The following is a 356-nucleotide window of genomic DNA, read 5'->3' on the forward strand; positions in this document are numbered from 1 at the left end:
TGATTCTTCAGGTGGTCGGGAGTCCCATTCTGAATTTATGAACTTAACGGCTTGCTGTCTATCGGAGAACTTTAGTTGAACTAGTTGATTGATTGTGTCCGGCTCTTGCCCTTGAATAATGGATTTTCTATCAAGAACTAACTGAGGCTCGTTGAGGGAGAGGGAATAGAGAATGTCACAGAGAGTACTCTTACCATTTCGATTCTCACCGTATATTACACTCACTGGGCCAAGTAGAACTCCACCTGCAATAGCATTGCTGTAGTTACCGACATTTTCTATTTTTTGGATTCTTTCTAGCACTGTAACTTCCGTTTATTAAATTTGATGCCGTATTTTAGCATGGGCGTACAGAA

General features: G+C 41.0%; 1 pseudogene. It reads right to left on the reverse strand.

Going from position 1 to position 356, the window contains the following annotated elements:
- Positions 1 to 303, reverse strand: a pseudogene (locus AB4486_RS24495) (hypothetical protein); the annotation flags it as partial.
- Positions 304 to 356: the final 53 nt, after the last annotated feature.

Origin of the sequence: Vibrio sp. 10N.222.55.C6 (genome assembly GCF_041473395.1) — a bacterium.
In the GTDB taxonomy this organism is placed as follows: domain Bacteria; phylum Pseudomonadota; class Gammaproteobacteria; order Enterobacterales; family Vibrionaceae; genus Vibrio; species Vibrio crassostreae_C.